Source organism: Ruegeria sp. CG3, from assembly GCF_056537205.1.
This window is the reverse complement of record NZ_JBQFRC010000001.1, coordinates 1269689-1283647: the sequence shown is the minus strand read 5'-3', so window position 1 is coordinate 1283647 and position 13959 is coordinate 1269689. Positions and strand designations below refer to the sequence as shown.

At 62.8% G+C, this 13959-nt stretch carries 14 protein-coding genes; 12 read left to right on the top strand and 2 right to left on the bottom strand.

Going from position 1 to position 13959, the window contains the following annotated elements; translation table 11 throughout:
* Positions 1-30: 30 nt before the first annotated feature.
* Positions 31-1026, bottom strand: a complete 996-nt coding sequence (locus ACR0NB_RS06390; RefSeq protein ID WP_170433140.1) for a hypothetical protein — start codon at positions 1024-1026, stop codon at positions 31-33.
* Between the two features lie 151 nt (positions 1027-1177).
* Here ACR0NB_RS06390 and ACR0NB_RS06385 point away from each other — a divergent pair, with 151 nt between their 5' ends.
* The 3 genes from ACR0NB_RS06385 to preA all read left to right on the top strand — a co-directional run bounded on the left by ACR0NB_RS06385 (position 1178) and on the right by preA (position 4679).
* Complete coding sequence (locus ACR0NB_RS06385; RefSeq protein ID WP_480775213.1) at positions 1178-1810, top strand: cupin domain-containing protein; 633 nt, start codon at positions 1178-1180, stop codon at positions 1808-1810.
* A gap of 160 nt (positions 1811-1970) precedes the next feature.
* The gene (locus ACR0NB_RS06380; protein ID WP_170357545.1) at positions 1971-3305 is read left to right on the top strand and encodes an NAD(P)-dependent oxidoreductase; all 1335 of its coding nucleotides are present in this window, start codon (positions 1971-1973) and stop codon (positions 3303-3305) included.
* Between the two features lie 69 nt (positions 3306-3374).
* On the top strand, positions 3375-4679 hold the full coding sequence (preA, locus tag ACR0NB_RS06375; RefSeq protein WP_480775212.1) for an NAD-dependent dihydropyrimidine dehydrogenase subunit PreA: 1305 nt from the start codon (positions 3375-3377) through the stop codon (positions 4677-4679).
* A 43-nt stretch (positions 4680-4722) separates the two neighbouring features.
* Here preA and ACR0NB_RS06370 read toward each other — a convergent pair whose 3' ends face one another.
* On the bottom strand, positions 4723-5331 hold the full coding sequence (locus ACR0NB_RS06370; protein WP_093961802.1) for a TetR family transcriptional regulator C-terminal domain-containing protein: 609 nt from the start codon (positions 5329-5331) through the stop codon (positions 4723-4725).
* A gap of 171 nt (positions 5332-5502) precedes the next feature.
* On the opposite strand from ACR0NB_RS06370, the gene ACR0NB_RS06365 reads away from it, so the two are divergent.
* The 9 genes from ACR0NB_RS06365 (at position 5503) to ACR0NB_RS06325 (ending at position 13953) form a co-directional block, all read left to right on the top strand.
* Complete coding sequence (locus ACR0NB_RS06365; protein ID WP_170450300.1) at positions 5503-6753, top strand: Zn-dependent hydrolase; 1251 nt, start codon at positions 5503-5505, stop codon at positions 6751-6753.
* Between the two features lie 72 nt (positions 6754-6825).
* Positions 6826-8280: a dihydropyrimidinase gene (gene hydA / locus ACR0NB_RS06360; protein ID WP_480775211.1), complete on the top strand. Its 1455-nt coding sequence runs from the start codon at positions 6826-6828 to the stop codon at positions 8278-8280.
* Positions 8281-8331: 51 nt separating this feature from the next.
* Positions 8332-9129 carry an ABC transporter ATP-binding protein gene (locus tag ACR0NB_RS06355; RefSeq protein ID WP_480775210.1) on the top strand — a complete coding sequence of 266 codons (798 nt, stop codon included), beginning with the start codon at positions 8332-8334 and terminating at the stop codon, positions 9127-9129.
* Positions 9129-9560, top strand: coding sequence for an N-acetyltransferase family protein (locus tag ACR0NB_RS06350; protein ID WP_480775209.1), 432 nt, complete (start codon positions 9129-9131; stop codon positions 9558-9560). The genes ACR0NB_RS06355 and ACR0NB_RS06350 overlap by 1 nt, the downstream gene beginning before the upstream one ends.
* Positions 9557-10474, top strand: coding sequence for an ABC transporter permease (locus ACR0NB_RS06345; protein ID WP_480775208.1), 918 nt, complete (start codon positions 9557-9559; stop codon positions 10472-10474). The genes ACR0NB_RS06350 and ACR0NB_RS06345 overlap by 4 nt, the downstream gene beginning before the upstream one ends.
* The gene (locus ACR0NB_RS06340; RefSeq protein WP_480775207.1) at positions 10471-11316 is read left to right on the top strand and encodes an ABC transporter permease; all 846 of its coding nucleotides are present in this window, start codon (positions 10471-10473) and stop codon (positions 11314-11316) included. The genes ACR0NB_RS06345 and ACR0NB_RS06340 overlap by 4 nt, the downstream gene beginning before the upstream one ends.
* A 53-nt stretch (positions 11317-11369) precedes the next feature.
* Positions 11370-12359 carry an ABC transporter substrate-binding protein gene (locus tag ACR0NB_RS06335; protein WP_170371230.1) on the top strand — a complete coding sequence of 330 codons (990 nt, stop codon included), beginning with the start codon at positions 11370-11372 and terminating at the stop codon, positions 12357-12359.
* 153 nt (positions 12360-12512) lie between these two features.
* The gene (locus ACR0NB_RS06330; RefSeq protein WP_170339062.1) at positions 12513-13226 is read left to right on the top strand and encodes an ABC transporter permease; all 714 of its coding nucleotides are present in this window, start codon (positions 12513-12515) and stop codon (positions 13224-13226) included.
* On the top strand, positions 13219-13953 hold the full coding sequence (locus ACR0NB_RS06325) for an ATP-binding cassette domain-containing protein (protein ID WP_480775206.1): 735 nt from the start codon (positions 13219-13221) through the stop codon (positions 13951-13953). The genes ACR0NB_RS06330 and ACR0NB_RS06325 overlap by 8 nt, the downstream gene beginning before the upstream one ends.
* Positions 13954-13959 lie beyond the last annotated feature (6 nt).

Here is a 13959-nt window from a genome sequence, read left to right as displayed (position 1 = left end):
GCGATTGCCGGGCCCGGCACAATGTCCGCGTCAGCGCAGCCACAGCCCCTTGTTCTTGATGACCTTGCGGATGGCCTGTTCGCGCTGGGGCAGGTTGTCCCGGTCGAACATGGCGCGGATCTTGGCGCCCTTGCCCTGATAGACCAGCCGTTTCAGCGGATCATAGTTCTTGAGCACCTTCTTGACCTTGTTGGGCGCGGCAACGGTTTCCAGCACCTCGACCACCCGGTCGCTTTCGCGCGCATAGAGCAGCGGGAACAGGCGATAGTGGCAGCTGACCGAGCCATCCAGCAGGCCCGAGGGCAGAACATCGCGCCCGCCGCCAAGCGCGTGGATGACCAGCGGCAGCGCCGCCTGGTCCAGCCACGGGTCCAGGTTCTGGCCGGTCAGGGCGGGGATCTCTTCATCCCGGATCGTGCGCGCATAGTCCAGAAACCGCGCGCCGAATTGGCGGGGGCATTTGTAGAAGAAATAGCCCGCATTGAAATACAGATACCGCCGCCAGTATTCCGCCGGTTGGGTCGGGTCGATCGAGCTTTGGAAATCCAGCCCGAACCGGTCATAAAGCGCCCGCCAGATGCCGTCGAAGCCAGGCCCGTACAGGGTTGGCTTGGGCCAGGTGCCCTCGACCTTCTGCGATGCGCCGGGCCGGTCGAAATTGAACGGCACCGCGGCCAGGTCGCCGGTGATCAGCGTGTCGGTGTCGAAGAACACGAACGGCTCACCCTCGGGCAGGGCGGCCAGCGCCTCGATCTTGTTGCCGTAGGGATAGCTTTCGCCGAACACCTCGGACGAAAAGGGCAGGATCTCGGCATCGAGCTGTTTCAGCGCCTTCAGAACATCGTCGTTGCGGATGCTCGGGTCCTGGCTCCAGCGCGGGCCGGGTTGCGGAACGCCAACGAACAGGCGGCCCGAAAACCCGGGCGCGGAATGGCGCAGCGAGGCGGCGAACAGGACGGCTTCGTATTGCAGGCGGTTGTTCTGCCCGATGATCAGGATGTTGAATTTCTGCCGGTCTGCCTGCATCTGCGCCTTCCGTTCGGGGCCTTTGCGCGCCCCTTGCCGTTGGTTTCGACCTACAGCATCGCTGAACCTGCGTCAAAACCGTTGACACCGCGTGTTTGAAATCGGGCCCGGCACGCCCATGTTGATGGAGGAGACCAGACAGGAGCGCGACATGCGGATCAATGCGGATTTCACCCAGCGGGTGGCGGTTCACTTCGACCAGACCGAGTGGGTGGCGTCTCCCGCCGCCGGGGTCGAGCGCAAGATGCTGGACCGGATCGGCGACGAGGTGGCGCGCGCCACCACCATCGTGCGCTTTGCCCCCGGCAGCGCGTTTGCCGCACACACCCATGACGGGGGCGAGGAATACCTGGTTCTGGACGGCGTGTTCCAGGACGAGACCGGAGATTTCCCGGTGGGCAGCTATGTCCGCAACCCGCCGACCTCGTCGCATACGCCCTCGGCCAGCCAAGGCGCGACGATCTTGGTCAAACTGCACCAGTTCGACCCGAACGACCGCACCACCGTGCGCCGCTCGATCAACGGTGCGGACCATGTGCCGCTGTTCAAGGACGACCATGAAACGGTCGAAATGCGCAGTTGGCCGCCCGGTCAGGTCGTACCGATTGACGCACCCGGCGGGGCCGAGGTCTTTGTGATCGACGGCGGTTTCGCCGAACAAGGCGAGGAATTCGCGCGATGGGATTGGCTGCGGCTACCGCCCGGAACGCGCACCGAATTGCGGGCAGGACCGGATGGCGCCCGCGTCTGGATGAAGTCAGGCCACCTGTCCGGCATGGTCTGAGGCCGGTTTCGCCTGAAAAACGGGCAAATGCCGCCAAAAAACCGGGTCATTCGGCCCGGTTTTCGCTTTTTTGACCAATTGGCAAATTTTACCAATTGATAAAATTTTTGTTTGTGGCAAGCTGGTCTCAATAACAAACATATCTACAGGGAGTAGAGTGATGGCACAGGGCCAGATGGCACCCGGCATCGTCGCCGGGCGGCTTTCCAGCGATGAGCTGACCTCGAATTTCACCGATCTGCATCCGCCTCTGGCGCCGCACGAGGCCGCCGTGGCCGCCGATCGGTGTTATTTCTGCTATGACGCGCCGTGCGTGACGGCCTGTCCGACCGATATCGATATTCCGCTGTTCATCCGGCAGATTCAGGCCGGACAACCGGAGTCGGCGGCGAAGACGATCCTCGATCAGAACATTCTGGGCGGCATGTGCGCCCGTGTGTGTCCGACCGAAACGCTGTGCGAGGAAGCCTGTGTGCGCGAAACGGCCGAGGGCAAGCCGGTCGAGATCGGGCGCTTGCAGCGGTATGCGACCGACACGCTGATGCAGGCCGGTGTGCACCCGTTCACACGCGCGGCCCCCACCGGCAAGACCGTTGCCGTAATCGGGGCAGGGCCGGCGGGGCTGGCCTGTGCGCATCGTCTGGCGATGCTGGGCCATGACGTGGTGATCCACGAGGCGAAACCCAAGCCCGGCGGGCTGAACGAATACGGGATCGCCGCCTACAAGGCGACCAATGACTTTGCCCAGGCCGAGGTGGACTGGCTGCTGAAGATCGGCGGCATCGCGATTGAAACCGGATCGGTTCTGGGCGACACGATCTCGTTGGACGGATTGTTGGAGGCCTACGACGCGGTCTTCCTGTCAATCGGCCTTGCAGGCGTCAACGCCTTGCGCGCGCAAGGGTCGGACAAGGACGGCGTCAGGAACGCTGTCGACTTCATCGCAGATGTTCGGCAAGCATCCGATTTGGCAAAACTGCCGGTAGGCCGAAACGTGGTGATTATCGGCGGTGGAATGACGGCCGTGGATGCCGCGGTGAAATCCAAGCTGCTGGGGGCCGAACATGTGACCATCGCCTATCGCCGCGGTCGAGACGCAATGGGCGCCAGCCGCTACGAACAGGATCTGGCGGCATCCCACGGTGTCCGAATTCTGTGTAACGTTCAGCCGGTGGCAATTCACGGAAACGGAGCGGCGGCCGAGATCGAATTGGAGTATACTGCCACCGTGGATGGCACGTTGACCGGCACGGGCGAAACCATTCGCCTGCCTGCGGATCAGGTTCTGAAGGCGATCGGTCAGACCTTGGATGGTGCTCCGGAAGGTTTGGAACTCGACGGCAACAAGATCGCCGTTGACGCAACCGGGCGCACCTCGGTTCCCGGGGTCTGGGCCGGCGGAGACTGTGCCGCGGGCGGCGAGGATCTGACCGTGACCGCCGTGGCCGAGGGCCGCGATGCCGCGATGGACATTCACGCCAGCCTGAGTGCCTGAGCAGGGCGTCGGCGCGTGAATATGTGTGACAAGACGAAGATGCATCTTCGCATCAGGGAGGCCGGATAAATGGCTGATTTGAAAACGAACTTTCTGGGTATCGAAAGCCCCAACCCCTATTGGCTGGCCTCGGCGCCGCCGACCGACAAGGAATACAACGTCCGGCGTGCCTTCGAGGCCGGATGGGGTGGCGTCGTGTGGAAAACGCTGGGGTCCGAAGGGCCGCCGGTGGTCAACGTGAATGGCCCCCGGTACGGGGCGATCTACGGGGCCGACCGGCGTCTGCTGGGCCTCAACAACATCGAACTGATCACCGACCGGCCGCTCGAGGTGAACCTCGAGGAGATGGCCCGCGTCAAGGCGGATTACCCGGATCGCGCGCTAATCGCCTCGATCATGGTGCCGTGCGAGGAGGAGGCGTGGAAAGCCATCCTGCCGCGTGTTGCCGAAACCGGCGCCGACGGGATCGAGCTGAACTTCGGCTGCCCGCACGGGATGAGCGAGCGCGGTATGGGCTCGGCCGTGGGGCAGGTGCCCGAATATATCGAAATGGTCACCCGCTGGTGCAAGAAATACTATGACCGCCCGGTGATCGTGAAGCTGACGCCCAACATCACCGACATTCGCAAGCCGGCGGCTGCGGCGCGGAATGGCGGGGCCGATGCGGTGTCGCTGATCAACACGATCAACTCGATCACCAGCGTCAATCTGGACACGTTCAGCCCCGAACCTTCGATCGACGGCAAGGGCAGCCACGGCGGCTATTGCGGCCCGGCGGTCAAGCCGATCGCCTTGTCGATGGTCTCCGAGATCGCCCGCGCCGAGGCGACCCAAGGCCTGCCGATCTCGGGCATCGGCGGGGTGACCACATGGCGCGACGCGGCCGAGTTCATGGCGCTGGGCTGCGGCACGGTGCAGGTGTGTACCGCGGCGATGACCTATGGGTTCAAGATCATCGACGAACTGACGGCGGGCCTGTCGCAGTGGATGGACGAGAAGGGCTACTCCGACGTCTCCGAAATCGTTGGGCGGGCCGTCCCGAACGTGACCGACTGGCAGTATCTGAACCTGAACTACGTCGCCAAGGCCAAGATCGATCAGGATCAGTGCATCAAGTGCGGCCGCTGCTATGCAGCCTGCGAGGATACCAGCCATCAGGCCATTTCGATGTCGCCCGACCGCGTGTTCGAGGTGATCGACGAGGAATGCGTGGCCTGCAACCTGTGCGTCGATGTCTGTCCGGTCGAGGGCTGTATCTCGATGGTGCCGATGGCGGCGGGCGAGGTCGATCCGCGCACCGGCAAGGTGGTGCAGCCGGACTATGCCAACTGGACGACCCACCCGAACAACCCGATGGCCAAGGCCGCCGAGTGAGAGGCGTCAGATCACCAAAAGGGGCCGCGCTGCGGCCCTTTTTTCATGGGGTCAGCAATTTGCGGTACAGGGTGTCGATAAAGGGCGCGGCCCCTTCGAACGGGTCTTCGTCGCCAAGGATCGCGCGCACCTGAACATCGAAATCCGCATAATGCTGGGTCAGCGCCCAGATCGAAAAGATCAGGTGATGCGGGTGCAGGCGTGCGATTTTGCCCTGGTCCATCCAGTGCGTCAGAACGGCCGCCTTCTGATCGACCAGCGCCTTCAGGTCGTTCGACAGGGCGTCATGGATACGGGGCGCGCCCTGCACCAGCTCGTTCGCGAACAGGCGGCTTTCGCGCGGCAACTCGCGGCTCATCTGCAGCTTGCGCTTGATGTACGAGAGGATCTCCTCCATCGGCTCGCCGTTTTCGTCAAGATCGTGCAGCGGCGCCAGCCAGGTATCCAGAAGACCGGACAGAAGCGCGGTGTGGATCGCCTCTTTGGACGGGAAATAATATAAAAGGTTCGGCTTGCTCAGCCCGGCCTCGGCCGCGATCTGATCGACGGTCGCCCCGCGAAAGCCGTGGGCCGAAAACACGTTCAGCGCGGCCTCGAGAATCGCGGCGCGGTTCTTTTTCTGAATTCGGGTCGGGGCGCGGTCTTTGGGCATGTATGCAGGGCGTCTCTTTTTCGAACAAGCAGGTGTTGAATATGCCGATTTTTGCATCGGTGCGATGCAATTTCTTGACTGATGTCGAACCCGTGATAGCGTGAGTTTGACCAGATGGTCAAATCAAGACACCAAAAGCGAGCCAAATCGCAAGCAACAGGGAAGACGAACATGGCAGCTCCGGCGCAGAATCTCAGGATCAATGGCGACAGGTTGTGGGACAGCCTGATGGAGATGGCCAAGATCGGCCCGGGCGTTGCCGGCGGCAACAACCGCCAGACCCTGACCGACGAGGATGCCGAGGGCCGCGCGCTGTTCCAGAAATGGTGCGAAGAGGCGGGCTGTACCATGGGCCTTGACCAGATGGGCAACATGTTCGCCATGCGCCCCGGCACCGACCCCGAGGCGCTGCCGGTCTATGTCGGCTCGCACCTGGATACGCAGCCGACCGGCGGCAAGTATGACGGGGTGCTGGGGGTTCTGGGTGCGCTCGAGATCATTCGCACACTGAACGATCTGGGCATCAAGACCAGACACCCGATCGTGGCCACCAACTGGACCAACGAAGAGGGCACGCGCTTCGCCCCCGCCATGCTGGCGTCGGGCGTGTTCGCAGGGATGCACACGCAGGACTGGGCCTATGACCGCGAAGACGCCGAGGGCAAGAAGTTCGGCGACGAATTGCAGCGAATTGGCTGGCGCGGCGACGAAGAGGTCGGGGCCCGCAAGATGCATGCTTTCTTTGAGCTGCATATCGAACAGGGCCCGATCCTCGAGGCAGAGGGCAAGGATATCGGCGTCGTCACCCATGGGCAGGGCCTCAGCTGGACCCAGGTGACCGTGACCGGCAAGGACGCGCATACCGGCTCGACCCCGATGCCGATGCGCAAGAATGCCGGGCTGGCGATGGCGCGCATTCTTGAAAAGGTGGACGAGATCGCCTGGTCGCACGCGCCCCATGCCGTGGGGGCTGCCGGGCATATCGACGTCTATCCGAACTCGCGCAACGTGATCCCGGGCAAGGTGGTGTTCACGGTCGATTTCCGCTCGCCCGAGTTGGACGTCATCAAGGACATGGAGAACCGGCTGCGCGTCGCGGCCGAGGACATCGTGGATGAATTGGGCCTGCAGGTCGAGTTCGAGAAGGTCGGCGGGTTCGACCCGGTGAAATTCGACGAAACCTGCGTCGCCGCCGTGCGCAACGCGGCCGAGCGGCTGGGCTATTCGCACACCAACATCATCTCGGGCGCGGGGCACGATGCCTGCTGGATCAACCGCGTGGCGCCGACCGCCATGGTGATGTGCCCCTGCGTGGATGGCCTGAGCCACAACGAGGCCGAGGAAATCAGCAAGGAATGGGCAACCGCCGGGGCGGATGTGCTGTTCCACGCGGTCGTCGAAACAGCCGAGATCGTGGAGTAGCCTTGGCCGCGCGCCCCCGAATCCGCCGAAAACCAACAGAGGCGCAACAGACGCGCCCGCAGGGAGTTGAACATGAGCACAGTCATCAAGAACGGAACCGTCGTCACTGCGGATCTGACCTACAAGGCCGACGTCAAGATCGAAGGCGGCGTGATCACCGAGATCGGGCCGGATCTGAAGGGGGACGAGCAACTGGACGCGACCGGCTGTTATGTCATGCCCGGCGGGATCGATCCGCACACCCATCTGGAAATGCCGTTCATGGGAACCTATTCCAGCGATGACTTCGAAAGCGGCACCCGCGCGGCGCTGGCCGGCGGCACGACCATGGTGGTGGATTTTGCGCTGCCGAACCCGGGCGAAAGCCTGCTGGATGCGCTCAAACGCTGGGACAACAAATCGACCCGCGCAAATTGCGACTATTCCTTCCACATGGCCGTGACGTGGTGGGGCGAACAGGTGTTCGACGATCTGAAAACCGTGATCGAACAGCGGGGCATCAACACGTTCAAGCATTTCATGGCCTACAAAGGCGCCCTGATGGTCAATGACGACGAGCTGTTCGCCTCGTTCAAGCGGCTGGCCGAGCTGGGCGGGATCGCGATGGTCCATGCCGAGAATGGCGACGTGGTGGCCGAGTTGCAGGCCAAGCTGTTGGCCGAAGGCAATACCGGCCCCGAGGCCCATGCCTATTCGCGCCCGCCGCAGGTCGAGGGCGAGGCCACCAACCGCGCCATCATGATCGCCGACATGGCCGGTGTGCCGCTCTATGTCGTGCACACCTCGTGCGAAGAGGCGCATGAAGCCATCCGTCGGGCCCGGATGCAGGGCAAGCGCGTCTGGGGCGAGCCGCTGATCCAGCACCTGACGCTGGACGACAGCGAATATGCGCATCCTGATTGGGATCACGCCGCGCGCCGGGTGATGAGCCCGCCGTTCCGCAACAAACAGCACCAGGACAGCCTTTGGGCGGGGCTTCAGTCGGGCTCGCTGAGCGTGGTCGCCACTGATCACTGCGCCTTCACGACCGAGCAGAAACGGTTCGGCGTGGGCGATTTCACCAAGATCCCGAACGGGACGGGCGGCCTTGAGGATCGGATGCCGATGCTGTGGACCCATGGCGTGGCGACCGGGCGGCTGACGCCGAACGAATTCGTGGCCGTAACTTCAACAAATATCGCCAAGATACTGAATTGCTATCCGAAAAAAGGCGCCGTTCTGGTCGGCGCAGATGCCGATCTGGTGGTGTGGGACCCGGACAAGACCAAGACCATCAGCGCGGCGACGCAGCAGTCGGCGATCGACTACAACGTCTTCGAGGGGCACGAGGTCAAGGGCCTGCCGCGCTTTACCCTGACCCGTGGACAGGTCGCGGTGAACGATGGCGAGATTCGCACGCAGGAAGGCCATGGCAAATTCGTCGCGCGCGAGGCCAACACCACCGTGAACAAGGCGCTGAGCACCTGGAAAGAGCTGACCGCCCCGCGCCCGGTAGAGCGGTCGGGCATCCCGGCGACGGGGGTATGATGCACGAAGGTTACCGAACGGGCAAAAAAGCCAAAACTTCAAGGCAGTAGGATGACATCGGAAAGCAATACCCAGCCCGTGATCGAGGCAAAGAACCTCGACCTGACCTTCCAGACCAATGACGGACCCGTGCACGCCCTCAAGGACGTCAACTTGGCGGTCGACAAGGGCGAATTCGTCAGTTTCATCGGCCCTTCGGGCTGCGGAAAAACGACCTTCCTGCGCTGTGTCGCTGCGCTGGAAACGCCTACGGGCGGCACGCTGACCGTCAACGGCATGACTCCGGACGAGGCCCGCCGGAACCGGGCCTATGGCTATGTGTTCCAGGCGGCGGGCCTGTACCCGTGGCGGACCATCGCCAAGAACATCAAACTGCCGCTCGAGATCATGGGATATTCGGCTCAGGAACAGGAAGAACGTGTAAAGAACGTTCTGGAACTTGTTGATCTAGCAGGGTTTGGTGAAAAATTCCCATGGCAGCTTTCGGGTGGAATGCAGCAACGGGCCAGCATCGCCCGGGCACTGACCTTCGACGCCGATATCCTGTTGATGGACGAGCCTTTCGGCGCGTTGGACGAGATCGTGCGCGATCACCTGAACGAACAGCTTCTGGCGCTGTGGGCGCGAACCGGCAAGACGATCGGTTTCGTCACCCACTCGATCCCCGAGGCGGTGTATCTGAGCACCAAGATCGTGGTGATGAGCCCGCGCCCCGGGCGGATTACCGATGTGATCGACAGCCCTCTGCCCAAGGAACGGCCGCTGGACATTCGCGACACGCCCGAATTCATCGAGGTCGCGCATCGCGTGCGCGAAGGGCTGCGCGCCGGGCATGGGGACGATGTGTGATGGGCAGGGATGACATCAGACGCGCGACCGAGGCGGATGTGCCAGCCTGCGCGGCGGTGGTCTCGGCCTGGGTCCGCCAGACCGAGTGGATGACGGATGAACTGCCCCAGCAGGAATTGGAGGCGTTGATCGCGCAGGCCTTCCCGGACCGCGAGATGTGGGTCGTGGGCGAACCCGTCGATTGCTACATGTCGGTCGATCCCGCGGCGCAGAAGGTTGGGGCGCTGTATTGCCTGCGGACCGGGCAGGGCATCGGCAAGCGCCTGCTGGATCGGGCAAAACAGGGGCGCAGCTTTCTGTGGCTGACGGCCCATCAACCGAATGCCGCCGCGCAACGCTTCTATCGCCGCGAGGGGTTTGTCGAAACCGGGACCGAGGCCGCAACGCCGCCCGAGACCGTTCCCGTGGTGCGGATGGAGTGGCACGCATGAAGCAGCTTGTTGCCGTTCTGACCGTTCTGCTGGCCATCGTCGTCATCTGGTACGCGGCCTGCATTCCGATGAACATCAAGGGCGTCCTGACCGAACAGGAACGCGCCGGGGCCGAGGTGGTTCCACCCTCGGCCAAAGACCGTCGCGACATGGGGGAAATCGGCCTGGCGCTGCGCAACAGCTTTGCCGTTCCGGCGACCTGGGCGCAGGATCGGCCGCGTCTGCCCGCGCCGCATCAGGTAGGCATCGAGCTGTGGGAGACCACGGTTCAAAAGAAGATCACCTCGAAACGGTCGCTGGTCTATCACGGCTGGGTGACGCTCAGTGCGACGATTCTGGGCTTTGCCATCGGCACGGGGCTGGGCATCCTGTTGGCGGTGGGGATCGTGCACAGCCGGGTGATGGACCTGTCGGTCATGCCCTGGGCCATCGTCAGCCAGACCATCCCCATCATCGCGTTGGCGCCGATGATCATCGTGGTGCTGTATTCGATCGGCATTCAGGGAATCATCCCCAAGGCGGTGATCTCGGCCTATCTGAGTTTCTTCCCGGTGGTCGTGGGCATGGTCAAGGGCCTGCGCAGCCCTGACGCGATGCAGTTGGACCTGCTGCGCACCTATAACGCCAGCAACGGGCAGGTGTTCTGGAAACTGCGCCTGCCGGCCGCGATGCCCTATCTGTTCGCCTCGCTCAAGATCGGGATCGCTGCGTCGCTGGTGGGGGCCATCGTCGGCGAACTGCCGACCGGCGCCGTGGCGGGGCTGGGCGCGCGCCTGCTGGCCGGCAGCTATTACGGCCAGACGGTGCAGATCTGGTCGGCGCTGTTTGCCGCGGCCATTCTTGCGGCCTGCCTCGTGGGCTTGTTGGGCCTGATCGAGCGGGCGGTGTTGAAACGCATGGGGATGGCGCAATGATGATGGTCGGTCTTGCAATCCTTTTGTGGCTGGCCGGATGGTGGCTGAACACCCGCCTGGCCAGCGGACCTTATGCCGACGCGCGGGCGGTGCGCACTCTTGCGCCGCTGATCTTCGGTATGACCGTCATCGGGGTGTGGGAATTGCTCGTGCGCGGGCTCGAGGTGCCTCTGGTCATCCTGCCCGCGCCTTCGGTGATCTGGGAGCGGTTCTGGGACAGCCTGCCGATCCTGTGGGCCGATTTTGTGCAGACCATCATCAAGGGCGCGCTCAGCGGCTATGTCATCGGATGCGGCGCCGCTTTCCTGATGGCAATCGCCGTGGACCGGTGGGACTTCCTGCGGCTGGGCCTGTTGCCGGTGGGCAATTTCGTGGCCGCGCTTCCGATCGTGGGTACCGCGCCGATCCTTGTAATGTGGTTCGGGTTCGACTGGCACTCGAAGGCGGCCGTTGTGGTGGTGATGGTCTTCTTCCCGATGCTGGTCAACACGGTGGCCGGCCTGCGCGAGGCCACTGCAATGCAGCGTGACCTGATGGAGACCTATGCCGCAACTTATTGGCAAAGCTTTCTGAAGCTGAGGCTGCCCGCAGCGATGCCGTTTATTTTCAACGGGTTGAAAATTTCCACCACGCTGGCCCTGATCGGCGCTATCGTGGCAGAGTTCTTCGGCTCGCCCACTTTGGGCATGGGGTTCCGGATCTCGACCAGTGTCGGGCAATTGTCGCTGGACATGGTCTGGGCGGAAATCGTGGTCGCGGCGCTGGCCGGGACCGCGTTCTACGGTGTGGTCGCCATGATCGAGAAACTGGTGACCTTCTGGCACCCCTCGCAGCGGGGATAAATCATTCAAAAGACCCCGAAAACGGGGCGCAACAACAACTAGGAGAAATGAAGATGAAGAAGTTTATAAGCGGGGCAATCACGGCCCTGGCCCTGACGGCCGGATCGGCCTTTGCCGCAGACGAGGTGACGCTGCAATTGAAATGGGTCACGCAGGCCCAGTTCGCGGGCTACTACGTCGCCAAGGACAAGGGGTTCTACGAAGAAGAGGGGCTGGACGTCACCATCCTGCCCGGCGGTCCCGACATCGCGCCCACGCAGGTGATCGCGGGCGGTGGCGCTGACGTCACCGTGGAATGGATGCCCGCCGCGTTGGCCGCGCGCGAAAAGGGCCTGCCGTTGGTCAACATTGCGCAGCCCTTCAAAAGCTCGGGCATGATGCTGACCTGTTGGAAGGACGCGGGCATTTCCTCGCCCGAGGACCTCAAGAACCGCACGCTGGGCGTCTGGTTCTTCGGCAATGAATTCCCGTTCATGAGCTGGATGAGCCAGCTGGGCATCGACACCGGCGGCAAGAGCGAGAACGGCGTCGAGGTTCTGAAGCAGGGCTTCAACGTCGACCCGCTTTTGCAGCGCCAAGCCGACTGCATCAGCACCATGACCTACAATGAATACTGGCAGGTGATCGACGCCGGCGTCAGCCCCGACGAGCTGGTGACCTTCAAGTACGAAGACCAGGGCGTGGCCACGCTGGAAGATGGCCTGTACGTGCTTGAAGAAAACCTCAGCGACCCGGCCTTCGTCGACAAGATGGAACGCTTCGTGCGCGCTTCGATGAAAGGCTGGAAATACGCCGAGGAGAACCCGGACGAGGCCGCCGAAATCGTGTTGGAAAACGATGCGACCGGTGCCCAGACCGAGGAACACCAGAAGCGCATGATGGGCGAGATCGCCAAGCTGACCGCAGGTTCGAACGGCGCGTTGGATCCGGCTGATTTCGAGCGCACGGTGAACACGCTGCTGGCCGGCGGCTCGGACCCGGTGATCACCAAAAAGCCGGAAGGCGCGTGGACCAGCCAGATCACGGATGCAGCCCTGAACTGATTGGCTGTACCATGACAACAATTCAGCGCGGCCCCCTGTGGGCCGCGTTTGTTTTTGCGGATGTCGGAATTTAACTGTCTTCAGAAGCAGTTTCCTCTATTATTCCTGTAAGATTTTGCGATCCCTACGAAATTCGGTGGATGCGGGAATAAAATGCAGGATTTTGCATCACAATTCAGCCAAGCGGGCCACCTGATCCTGACCGGGGATCCGGACCTTTGGGCGATCGTGATGCTATCGCTGCAAGTTTCGGTGCTGGCTGTGTTGATTTCAGCCGTGATCGGGATGCCGGTTGGCGCGGCCTTGGCGGTGGCCCGCTTTCCCGGACGGCGCGCGTTGATCATTCTGATGAACGCTCTGATGGGCTTTCCCCCGGTTGTCGTCGGCCTTCTGGTCTACCTGATGCTGTCCCGTTCGGGCCCGCTGGGCGTGCTGGAGCTTTTGTATACGCCGACCGCCATGATCATAGCCCAAACAGTGCTGGTGACCCCGATCGTCGCGGCGTTGACGCGGCAGGTGATCGAGATGCTGGCCGAGGAATATTCGGAACAGTTGCGCTCGTTGGGAGTGTCGCGGCTGGCGTCTGTTCCCGTGCTGTTGTGGGATGCGCGTCTGGCGTTGGTGACTGCCTTGCTGGCCGGGTTCGGACGAGCCATCGCCGAAGTCGGCGCGGTGATCATCGTCGGCGGCAACATCAACCACGTGACGCGGGTCATGACGACGACGATTGCGTTGGAGACCTCGAAAGGCAACTTGGCCTTGGCGCTGGCCTTGGGGACGATCCTGATCGGAATTGCCGTGGCCGTGAATGCGGCAGTCAGCGCCCTGACGCTTCGGGCCGAGCAGGAGGGGTTGCGCCATGCGTGATCTGATGTCGGAAATGCCCAATTGTCTGCAGGCCGATGGTCTGCGAGTGGAACGAAATGGCAAGCTGTTGCTGGATGTCCCGCAGCTGATGATGGATGGTCCGGGCCCGACTTTGATCCTTGGGCCGAACGGTGCTGGCAAAAGCCTGCTGCTGCGTTGCCTGCATGGTTTGATCAAGGCCGATGCGGGGCAGGTTCTGCAGGATGGCGGAGTTCTGAATGCAGCCCACATGGCCCGGCAGGCCATGGTGTTTCAGCAACCGGTTCTGCTGCGCCGCTCGGTGTCTGCCAATCTGGACTTTGTTTTGAAACGGTTGGGGCTCGGCAGGACTGCTCGGAAGAACTGGATCCAGGAACTTCTGGCCGAAGGAGGGCTTGAGACAAAGGCCCGGCAGTCGGCGCGCTCGCTGTCGGGTGGCGAGGCACAGCGTCTGGCCATCCTTCGCGCGCTTGCGCTTGGCCCCGAGACCCTGTTCCTGGACGAACCCACCAGCGCCCTCGATCCCGCGGCGACCCAAATGATCGAGGCGATGATCCTGCGCGCCTCGGCCCGGGGGGTGCGGATCGTGATGGTCACCCACGACGTCGGGCAAGCCCGTCGGCTGGCGGCGGATATCGTGATGATGCAGGGCGGGCGCGTGGTCGAGCATGGCACCGCCAAACAGGTGCTGGAAGCGCCACAATGTCAGGCATCGCGCCAGTATCTGGCGGGCTGGCTGGTCACATAACAACAA

Excerpts from the sequence above, each read along its gene's own strand:
- ACR0NB_RS06390 (WP_170433140.1), bottom strand. The coding sequence starts at position 1,026 with ATGCAGGCAGACCGGCAGAAATTCAACATCCTGATCATCGGGCAGAAC.
- ACR0NB_RS06385 (WP_480775213.1), top strand. The coding sequence starts at position 1,178 with ATGCGGATCAATGCGGATTTCACCCAGCGGGTGGCGGTTCACTTCGAC.
- ACR0NB_RS06380 (WP_170357545.1), top strand. The coding sequence starts at position 1,971 with ATGGCACAGGGCCAGATGGCACCCGGCATCGTCGCCGGGCGGCTTTCC.
- preA (WP_480775212.1), top strand. The coding sequence starts at position 3,375 with ATGGCTGATTTGAAAACGAACTTTCTGGGTATCGAAAGCCCCAACCCC.
- ACR0NB_RS06370 (WP_093961802.1), bottom strand. The coding sequence starts at position 5,331 with ATGCCCAAAGACCGCGCCCCGACCCGAATTCAGAAAAAGAACCGCGCC.
- ACR0NB_RS06365 (WP_170450300.1), top strand. The coding sequence starts at position 5,503 with ATGGCAGCTCCGGCGCAGAATCTCAGGATCAATGGCGACAGGTTGTGG.
- hydA (WP_480775211.1), top strand. The coding sequence starts at position 6,826 with ATGAGCACAGTCATCAAGAACGGAACCGTCGTCACTGCGGATCTGACC.
- ACR0NB_RS06355 (WP_480775210.1), top strand. The coding sequence starts at position 8,332 with ATGACATCGGAAAGCAATACCCAGCCCGTGATCGAGGCAAAGAACCTC.
- ACR0NB_RS06350 (WP_480775209.1), top strand. The coding sequence starts at position 9,129 with ATGGGCAGGGATGACATCAGACGCGCGACCGAGGCGGATGTGCCAGCC.
- ACR0NB_RS06345 (WP_480775208.1), top strand. The coding sequence starts at position 9,557 with ATGAAGCAGCTTGTTGCCGTTCTGACCGTTCTGCTGGCCATCGTCGTC.
- ACR0NB_RS06340 (WP_480775207.1), top strand. The coding sequence starts at position 10,471 with ATGATGATGGTCGGTCTTGCAATCCTTTTGTGGCTGGCCGGATGGTGG.
- ACR0NB_RS06335 (WP_170371230.1), top strand. The coding sequence starts at position 11,370 with ATGAAGAAGTTTATAAGCGGGGCAATCACGGCCCTGGCCCTGACGGCC.
- ACR0NB_RS06330 (WP_170339062.1), top strand. The coding sequence starts at position 12,513 with ATGCAGGATTTTGCATCACAATTCAGCCAAGCGGGCCACCTGATCCTG.
- ACR0NB_RS06325 (WP_480775206.1), top strand. The coding sequence starts at position 13,219 with ATGCGTGATCTGATGTCGGAAATGCCCAATTGTCTGCAGGCCGATGGT.